This is a genomic window from Rhizobium sp. NPDC090275 (genome assembly GCF_044772225.1).
Taxonomy (GTDB): Bacteria; Pseudomonadota; Alphaproteobacteria; order Rhizobiales; family Rhizobiaceae; genus Rhizobium.
The window spans coordinates 707,420-714,866 of the sequence record NZ_JBIVYL010000002.1 but is presented as its reverse complement, the minus strand read 5'-3'; the positions used below and the strand labels follow the sequence as shown (position 1 = coordinate 714,866).

The window sequence follows — 7,447 nt, the reverse complement described above, 5'->3', positions numbered from 1 at the left end:
CTTGCTCCCAACGTTGGCTTTGACCAGTGCGTCGAGAGGCGAGACTGTCGCATCTCTAACTGGCCCAACTGTCGCATTACTAAATAGCCCTTACATACAAATATCGCATAAGATAGATTATGGAACAATCAGATGTATGCGGATGCGTGAAACTGGCTCGAAATGCTCAGCAACCCACCACTTCACTTCATCGCACCTCACCTTAATCACCGTCGCCGCGCAATCCCCGAACCATCTGGCGAATGAGTTTGTGGAGCTGCTCGGGATCCACATCCTCCCGGCCGGTCAGCAAGCGGCCCCAGGCGAAGCCGGCCAGGAGTTCGATGGTGAGTTCCGGATCGACGTCGGCGTTGATCTCGCCGCGGCTCGTTGCGCGGCGCACCAGTTCGGCGGTCTGGTCGATGCGCTCGGCCATGTAGGCTCTGAGCGCTGATGAGGTCGTGGCGTCGCTCTGGGCTTCGGCTATGACGAAGCGGAAAATCGAGCCGGCCTCGCTGTCGCGCCAGTAGTCGAAGAGCGCCGTGACGAAGGCGAACAGGTCGCTTTCGATCGATCCTGTATCGGGCACCGGCTCAACGTGCTTCTGATCATGGTAGACATCGAGCAGAAGTGCTGCGCGCGACGACCACCAGCGATAGATCGTCGGCTTGCCGGCGTGCGCCCGCCTAGCGACGGCCTCGATCGAAAAGCCGCTCAATCCTGTCTCGCGCAGAATGTCGGCGGCCGCCTTCAGGATCGCTTCCTGGCTGGCCGGATTGCGCTGCGCGCCGATCGAGGTGCGTCGCTCGGCCATCAGTGTCGATGTCATGAAACTCCTCCGTTATCCCTGGTTTTCGTAGCACAACGCAGGCTTGAATGAAACGTATCGGTTCGTTATGGTTTCATCGAAACGATGCGTTCTTATAAGAGGGGAAAATCATGAGCGCCGACCACAACGATACCGCCGCGTCTTCGGGCGATACGGGCAAGCCGCCGCCGCACCGGCTGCCTAGACCGTGCCGGTTTCGCCTATCCTTCCTGCTGATCATCGCGGTCTATCCGCTGATCACCACGCTGCTCTATATTCTGATGCCGCTCACCAGCACCTGGGAGACGTGGCACCGAACGCTGGTCATCACGCCCGTCATGGTGTCGCTGATCGTGTTTCTGGTGACGCCAACCATCCAGCGGCACTTCGGCTGGTATGTGCTGCGCATGCCGCGTCCTCAGCGGTAGAGACGGGCGGACCGCCATTTTCCGAACGATCCATCCACACGGGCATGCCGGGCGGCGCGACCTGCCCGGCCTTTGCGTCGTGACGCGCCATCTTCCGTCCCGGTCGTGCATATCTCTCGCAAAAAGGCATCGGCACGAACGCAAATTGATGCTTTTCGCATGCCGGCTTAAGGCCTAGTCAATGTCCACCAGATCGAAGAGGACACGGCGATGGCAACCCCATTTTACTGGAACGAGCTCAACACCTACGATTTCGCCGGGCTGTCCGCCGACACCACGATCGCCATCCTGCCGATCGCTTCGACGGAGCAACATGGGCCGCATCTGCCTGTTGCGACCGATGTGGCCATCGCCAACGGCATGCTGCAGGAACTGCGCCGCCAGCGGCCTAGCGATCTCGATATACTGGTGCTGCCCACCCAGGAGATCGGCAAGGCCAACGAGCATGTCTATGGCCCGGGCACGCTGTCTCTCAGTGCCGAACTGCTCATTCCCGTCTGGACCGCGATCGGCGCGAAGGTGGCGGAAGCCGGCTTGCGCAAGATGGTGATCGTCAATTCGCATGGTGGCAATGTCGATATCATGAGCATCGTCGCGCGCGAGCTCCGGGTGCGTTACCAGATGGCTGTGGTCTCCACGCAGTGGGGCCGGTTCGGCCATCCTGATGGAATGATCAGCGAGCATGAGACGCGCTACGGCATTCACGGCGGTGAGGTCGAGACGTCGCTGATGCTGCATTTCCGGCCGGATCTGGTGCGGATGGACAAGGCCGAGAACTTCGGGTCGAGGGCCGAATGGATGCGCGAACAGTCAAAGTTCATCCAGCCGCTGCCGCCGCATTCGCTTGCCTGGATCGCCCATGATCTCAATCCGAACGGCGTGGTCGGCGATGCCTCGCGCGGCACCGCCGAAAAGGGCGAGGCGATCTGCCGGCATCAGGTCAAGGGCTTCGTCGAGATGCTTGAAGACCTCAAGCGTTACCCGCTCTCCAATCTCTACAGCAAATAGGCCACCAGGCGGACATGTCGTCACGCGCAGACTGATCTGTCGGGCGCGATGTGGCCCTTGTCCTGCAGCTCGTGAACGAGGCCCGCAAGCTCGGCCAGCAGGTATTCGACGAACAGGCTGGTGGCGGCGTCCAGCGGTGCGCGAGCGCGGGCGAAAAGCTTCATCGGCTGATGGCGGGCATGCGGCTCGGCGATCGGGCGGAACACGAGTTCGCCGGCGCGGCACTCGGTCACCACGTCGAGCGGGTTCAACATGGTCAGCCCTGCCCCGCATTTCACCAATTTCTTCAGCATTTCCGACGCGTTGCTCTCCAGCACCGGTTCGACGGACACATCAAGCCGCGCCAGCGCCAGATTGATGACGTCGCGCAGGCTGGTGCCTTGTTGCGCCAGAAGCAGGCGCTCCTGGACGACATCGCCGAGATTGATCGGTCCGTCGCCGATCAGCCAGTGGCCTGGCGGCAGTACGATACCGATCGGGATGTCGAAGCTTCCGAGCGAGCGAATGCCTGGCGTGGCCGGAATGTTGAAGCCGAGGCCGATGTCGACCTCGCCCGAGAGAACCGGATTGACCGTGGTCGTGCCGGCGTCGTTCCTGATCTGGAAATAGACGCGCGGATGTTCGGTCTGGAAGCGCGCGATGATTTCCGCAAGCGGCCCCGATGCAAGCCCCACCGTCGTCACCAGTCGCACCTTGCCGGCCTGTTGCATCTTCAGGCTGCGGATGCGACCTTCCAGGCGATCGTAATTCTTCAGGACCTCGCGGATATGCTCGATGCACAGCTCGCCTGCGGCCGTCAGTCTCAGCCCGCGCGGCAGTCGCTCGAAGAGCGGCGCTCCGATTTCCTCCTCGAGCGCCAGGATCTGCCGGTTGATGGCTGAGGATGCGACATTGAGGCGCGCGGCGGCCTTGCGGATCGAGCCGGAGCGGGCAATCTCGTCGATGTATTGGAGCTTTCTGGAGTGCAGCATTCGACCCTCGGTGCATCTATTTTAAGCGTCGCGCACAAATTAGAAACAGACGCTTCATGAGATGCCAAAAAGGCATCGTTGCGCACGAATTTTGATGCTTTTCAAACAGCAAAGCAATCGCTCAAATGAAAGAAATGGAGCGCTGTCGAAGACGCTCCTTGGCCTGAAAGGGGAATGGCTGACATGTCCAATGCATTGAAGACTATGGCTTTTACGGCGCTGCTCGGTCTCGGAACGGCGCTATGCGCGGCTGCTCCCTCCTACGCGCTCGACAAGGTGAGCTACGGCACCAACTGGCTGGCGCAGGCAGAGCATGGCGGCTTCTACCAGGCGGTTGCCGACGGCACTTACGCCAAGCATGGTCTCGATGTAACGATCGTTCAGGGTGGGCCGAATGCGGCCAACTCGGCGCTGCTAATCTCCGGCAAGATCGACTTCTACATGGGTAGCTCGCAGGGTGAACTGACGGCCGTCGAGCAGGGTATTCCGTTGGTCGATGTCGCGGCGATCTTCCAGAAGGACCCGCAGGTGCTGATCGCGCATCCAGACGCCGGCGTCGAGAAGTTCGAGGATCTGGCGAAACTCAACACGCTGTTTCTCGGCAAGGATGGCTATCTCACCTTCTTCGAGTGGATGAAGGCCAACTATTCCGGCTTCAAGGACGAGCAGTACAAGCCTTATAACTTCAACCCCGGCCCCTTCATCGCCGACAAGTCCTCGGCGCAGCAGGGCTACCTGACGTCCGAGCCCTACGAGATCCAGAAGCAGACCGGCTGGGAGCCAAAGGTCTTCCTGCTCGCCGACAACGGCTACAGCCCCTACTCCACGGCGATCACCACGACGCAGGCGATGATCGACGGCAAGTCCGACGTGGTGCAGCGCTTCGTCGACGCCTCGATCGAGGGCTGGTACAATTATCTCTATGGCGACAACGCCAAGGCCAACGAACTGATCAAGAAAGACAATCCCGAGATGACCGATGGTCAGATCGCCTATTCCATCGCCAAGATGAAGGAATACGGGATCGTCGAATCCGGCGAAGCCTTGGACAAGGGCATCGGCTGCATGACCGACGCGCACTACAAGAAGTTCTTCGACGAGATGGTCGGCATCAAGGTGCTGAAGGCAGACACGGATTACACCAAGGCGTTCACCACCAAATACGTCTGCAAGGGCGTGGGCATGGCGCTGAAGAAGTAAGTCGGGCTTCCTCCTCTCCCGTGTGGAGAGGAGGTCCATCGCATACCCAGGAAACGAACGGACCTCATGACTTCATCGCAGCCCACCCCGTCAGCGATACCAGCCGAAGCGCGCAGGCGGCCGCTCGTTGCGATGAAGCAGGTCTCCAAGGTCTTTTCCAGCGGCACGGTCGCGCTTTCCGGCATGACGCTGACGGTCGAGAGCGGCGAGTTCATCAGCCTGCTTGGACCATCCGGTTGCGGGAAATCGACGGCGCTGCGGATCATGGCCGGGCTCGGCGACGTGTCATCGGGGACGATCGACTGGCCGAGCTCGCGCATCAACTCGCGCGGCCTGCCGGAGGGCGATATCAGCTTCGTGTTCCAGGAGCCGACGCTGATGCCCTGGAAGAACGTGTTCGACAATGTGCACCTGCCGTTGAAGCTGCGCGGTGTATCGAAAGCTGCGGCGCGCGCGGAAATCATGGCGGTGCTTGCGACGGTCGGGCTGCAGGATTTCGCCGAAGCCTATCCGCGTGAACTCTCGGGCGGCATGAAGATGCGCGTGTCGATCGCACGCGCGTTGGTGACCAAGCCGAAGCTGCTCCTGATGGATGAGCCATTCGCGGCGCTCGACGAAATCACCCGGCAGAAACTCAACGACGACGTGCTGCGGCTCTGGAAGGAGACCGGCATCACGGTGATCTTCGTCACGCATTCGGTGTTCGAATCCGCCTACCTCTCGAACCGCATCGTCGTCATGAAGGCGCGGCCGGGACGGGTGCATGCCGATCTGCCGCTCGTCACCAGTCTTGAGCGCGACGCGCACTACCGCACCTCCGAGGAATACCGCCAGGCTTGCGAGACGGTCTCGCACTCGCTGATCGGCGCGATCAACGCCGCGAAGGAGGGCCACTGATGGCCGATATCGCCGAGACACCCGCCATCGAGGTTGCCAAACCGATCAACGCGCGCCGCCGCGATCTGGCGCTGCGGATCCTGGTTCCGGTGCTGACCGTTGCGGCGCTGGTCGTGATATGGTGGCTCTATGTCAAGCTGTCGGGCGTGCCACCCTATATCCTGCCGGGGCCGGCGGCCGTGGCCAGCGCCTTTGTCAGCGATTGGGGGACGCTCGCCCCTGCCCTTTGGGTCACCACCAAGATCACCTTTCTGTCGCTGATCCTTGCGCTGATCGGCGGCGTGGGCTTTGCCGTCTTTCTCGTGCAGTCGCGCTGGATCGAAATCGCCTTCTATCCACTGGCGGTCATCCTGCAGGTGACGCCTGTGGTGGCGATCTCGCCGCTGATCCTCATCTATGCGCCGTCGACGCAGGTGGCGCTGCTGATCTGCGCCTTTCTCGTTGCCTTCTTTCCGATCCTGTCGAACATGGTGCAGGGCCTGAAGAGCGTGGATCACAACCTGATCAACCTCTTCGAGCTCTACGGCGCCTCGCGCTGGCAGACGCTGCTCTATCTGAAGCTGCCGGCCGCCCAGCCCTATTTCATGACGGGGCTCAGGATCGGCGGCGGGCTGGCGCTGATCGCCGCCGTCGTCGCGGAGTTCGCTGCGGGCTCGGCAGGCGCCGGATCGGGTCTGGCCTTCCGTCTCCTCGAGGCACAGTACCGCATGAACATCCCTCGCCTCTTCGCCGCCCTGCTGATGCTGTCGCTGCTCGGCGTGGCGATCTTCGCGATCACCTCATTCATCTCCTGGCTCAGCCTGCACCGCTGGCATGAGAGCAGCCTGAAGCGGGAAAACTGATGACCTATTCCTTCATGTCGCCGCCCAATTCCGCGCGCTTCGTGCTCAGCCATGCCACGTTGCCCGATATCGCCGTCGAGGGTTACGAGGCTGTCGCTGCCGAGGGGCTGGTGAAGGCCGATCTCGTGATCGAGGACGGGTTGATCGCGGCGATCCTGCCGCCCGGTTCGGCGCCGCAGGAGTTGGCGAAATCGGACATGCGCGATGGCATGGTCTGGCCGTGTTTCGCCGATGTGCACACGCATCTCGACAAGGGCCATATCTGGGCGCGCAACAGCAACCCGGACGGCACTTTCATGGGCGCGCTGACCTCCGTCGGTGTCGACCGTGCAGCCCATTGGAACGCGGCCGATGTGCGCAAGCGCATGGAGTTTTCGCTGCGCTCGGCCTACGCGCACGGCACCAGCCTGATCCGCACGCATCTGGACTCGCCCTCGCCGCAGCATCGCATTTCATTCGAGGTGTTTGCCGAGGTGCGCGATGCCTGGAAGGACAAAATTGCGCTGCAGGCGGCGGCCCTGTTTCCGATGGACGACATGGTCAACGAGGCCTACTTCGCCGAGCTCGTCCAAATCGTTCGCGACACCGGCTGCCTGCTTGGCGGCGTAACCAAGATGAGCGCGGATCTCACCTGGCAGCTCGATACGCTGCTGAAGGCCGCAGCCGACAATGGGCTCGACGTCGATCTGCATGTCGATGAAACCGATGATCCCGGCGCCGAGACGCTGAAGGCGATCGCCGAGGCGGTGCTGCGCAACGGCTTCACCGGCAAGGTGACGGCCGGCCATTGCTGCTCGCTGGCGAGACAGGACGACGAGCTGGCCAAGCGCACCATCGAGCTGGTGCAAAAGGCAGGAATTTCAATCATTTCTCTGCCTATGTGCAACATGTACCTTCAGGACCGTTATCCCGATCGAACGCCGCGCTGGCGCGGAGTGACGCTGTTCAAGGAGCTCGATGCCGCAGGCGTGCTGACAGCCGTTGCCTCCGACAATACGCGCGACCCCTTCTATGCCTATGGCGATCTCGATCCAGTCGAAGTGTTCCGTGAGGCGGTGCGCATCCTGCAGCTCGACCACCCGCTCGACAGCGCCGCGCGCGTCGTGACCACCTCGTCCGCCGATATCGCCGGACGCCCGGATATGGGCCGCATCGCCGTCGGCCTGCCTGCCGATCTCGTGCTTTTCAGCGCCCGCCGCTGGAGCGAATTTCTATCCCGTCCGCAGGCCGACCGCGTGGTGCTACGCCGCGGCAAGGTCATCGACCGCAGCCTGCCGGATTACCGTGAACTCGATAGCGTCGTTGGAGCCTGAC

Annotated in this window: 8 protein-coding genes; 6 read left to right on the top strand and 2 right to left on the bottom strand. The window is 61.8% G+C overall.

The annotated features are described in order from the left end of the window. Nucleotides 1-202 precede the first annotated feature (202 nt). A complete protein-coding gene (locus tag ACIQUB_RS07870; protein WP_113235715.1) occupies nucleotides 203-808 on the bottom strand; it encodes a TetR/AcrR family transcriptional regulator in 606 nt (201 codons plus the stop codon). A gap of 110 nt (nucleotides 809-918) precedes the next feature. Here ACIQUB_RS07870 and ACIQUB_RS07865 point away from each other — a divergent pair, with 110 nt between their 5' ends. Both ACIQUB_RS07865 and ACIQUB_RS07860 read left to right on the top strand, forming a co-directional pair. Continuing rightward, nucleotides 919-1,215, top strand: coding sequence for a hypothetical protein (locus ACIQUB_RS07865; RefSeq protein ID WP_113235716.1), 297 nt, complete (start codon nucleotides 919-921; stop codon nucleotides 1,213-1,215). 210 nt (nucleotides 1,216-1,425) lie between these two features. Beyond that, nucleotides 1,426-2,223 carry a creatininase family protein gene (locus tag ACIQUB_RS07860; RefSeq protein ID WP_113235717.1) on the top strand — a complete coding sequence of 266 codons (798 nt, stop codon included), beginning with the start codon at nucleotides 1,426-1,428 and terminating at the stop codon, nucleotides 2,221-2,223. 20 nt (nucleotides 2,224-2,243) lie between these two features. On the opposite strand, the gene ACIQUB_RS07855 is transcribed toward ACIQUB_RS07860, so the two are convergent. Continuing rightward, complete coding sequence (locus ACIQUB_RS07855; protein ID WP_113235718.1) at nucleotides 2,244-3,194, bottom strand: LysR family transcriptional regulator; 951 nt, start codon at nucleotides 3,192-3,194, stop codon at nucleotides 2,244-2,246. A gap of 183 nt (nucleotides 3,195-3,377) precedes the next feature. Between ACIQUB_RS07855 and ACIQUB_RS07850 the strand changes: the two genes are divergently transcribed. From ACIQUB_RS07850 to ACIQUB_RS07835, 4 genes are all read left to right on the top strand, one after another. Continuing rightward, complete coding sequence (locus tag ACIQUB_RS07850; RefSeq protein ID WP_112944797.1) at nucleotides 3,378-4,394, top strand: ABC transporter substrate-binding protein; 1,017 nt, start codon at nucleotides 3,378-3,380, stop codon at nucleotides 4,392-4,394. Between the two features lie 66 nt (nucleotides 4,395-4,460). Beyond that, nucleotides 4,461-5,291 (top strand): ABC transporter ATP-binding protein, encoded by an 831-nt coding sequence (locus ACIQUB_RS07845; protein WP_113235719.1) that lies wholly within the window; start codon nucleotides 4,461-4,463, stop codon nucleotides 5,289-5,291. Further along, entirely contained in the window at nucleotides 5,291-6,133 is an 843-nt protein-coding gene (locus tag ACIQUB_RS07840; protein ID WP_113235720.1) for an ABC transporter permease, read from the top strand. The genes ACIQUB_RS07845 and ACIQUB_RS07840 overlap by 1 nt, the downstream gene beginning before the upstream one ends. Next, the gene (locus ACIQUB_RS07835) at nucleotides 6,133-7,446 is read left to right on the top strand and encodes a cytosine deaminase (RefSeq protein ID WP_113235721.1); all 1,314 of its coding nucleotides are present in this window, start codon (nucleotides 6,133-6,135) and stop codon (nucleotides 7,444-7,446) included. Before ACIQUB_RS07840 ends, ACIQUB_RS07835 begins: the two co-directional genes overlap by 1 nt. Nucleotide 7,447 lies beyond the last annotated feature (1 nt).

Coding starts and splice junctions, on each gene's coding strand:
- ACIQUB_RS07840 (WP_113235720.1), top strand. CDS start 5,291: ATGGCCGATATCGCCGAGACACCCGCCATCGAGGTTGCCAAACCGATC.
- ACIQUB_RS07860 (WP_113235717.1), top strand. CDS start 1,426: ATGGCAACCCCATTTTACTGGAACGAGCTCAACACCTACGATTTCGCC.
- ACIQUB_RS07870 (WP_113235715.1), bottom strand. CDS start 808: ATGACATCGACACTGATGGCCGAGCGACGCACCTCGATCGGCGCGCAG.
- ACIQUB_RS07835 (WP_113235721.1), top strand. CDS start 6,133: ATGACCTATTCCTTCATGTCGCCGCCCAATTCCGCGCGCTTCGTGCTC.
- ACIQUB_RS07845 (WP_113235719.1), top strand. CDS start 4,461: ATGACTTCATCGCAGCCCACCCCGTCAGCGATACCAGCCGAAGCGCGC.
- ACIQUB_RS07855 (WP_113235718.1), bottom strand. CDS start 3,194: ATGCTGCACTCCAGAAAGCTCCAATACATCGACGAGATTGCCCGCTCC.
- ACIQUB_RS07865 (WP_113235716.1), top strand. CDS start 919: ATGAGCGCCGACCACAACGATACCGCCGCGTCTTCGGGCGATACGGGC.
- ACIQUB_RS07850 (WP_112944797.1), top strand. CDS start 3,378: ATGTCCAATGCATTGAAGACTATGGCTTTTACGGCGCTGCTCGGTCTC.